The sequence below is a fragment of the Methylobacterium sp. E-041 genome (assembly GCF_022829665.1).
GTDB lineage: Bacteria > Pseudomonadota > Alphaproteobacteria > Rhizobiales > Beijerinckiaceae > Methylobacterium.
In genome coordinates this window covers 1-543 of the sequence record NZ_JAKSYQ010000057.1, presented here as the reverse complement: position 1 = coordinate 543, position 543 = coordinate 1, and the positions used below count along the sequence as shown (strand labels likewise).

The following is a 543-nucleotide window of genomic DNA, read 5'->3' as shown; positions in this document are numbered from 1 at the left end:
GGTAGAACGGCGTCGCCTCGCTCTGCACCTGCTCCTGGATCAGGCCGAACATCTCCGACGACGAGGCCTGGTAGTAGCGCGCGTCGGGCTTGAGGGTGCGCACGCATTCGAGCAGGTTGACCGCGCCCAAGCCCGTGATCTTACTTAAGTTTTCGGCCGCGCGTTGCAGCGACGGTCCGTTATGGATGGCGCGCCGTTAACCTCGATCTTTGCACAGGGCGCGGCCGCTACGCGCGCTCGGCCTGGGCTGCCATCGCTGTGGCCGCGGCCTGCAGCCCCCAAGCGAGGAGGTTCTTGGCTTCCGCGGCGGTCGGCGCCTCGGTGTAGCACCGCAGCTCGGGGGCGTTGCCCGAGGCGCGGAAGTGGATCGTGCGGCCGGCGCCGAGCGCGATCCGGATCCCGTCCTGCGCGTCGACCGCCTCCGGGGTGCCGACCGGCTGCAGGAAGGTCCGGCGGAACGACGCGTCGCCGAGGCTTTGCAGGAGGGCGCCGCTGCGCTCGGCCGGCGTGTCGGGCAGCCGGTCGCTCGCCATCTCGCCGACG

2 pseudogenes are annotated in these 543 nt (G+C 71.1%); both read right to left on the bottom strand.

Annotated features, from left to right (window positions below):
- Positions 1-145, bottom strand: a pseudogene (locus MKK70_RS04250) (GDP-mannose 4,6-dehydratase); the annotation flags it as partial.
- Between the two features lie 82 nt (positions 146-227).
- Positions 228-543, bottom strand: a pseudogene (locus MKK70_RS04245) (phosphomannomutase); the annotation flags it as partial.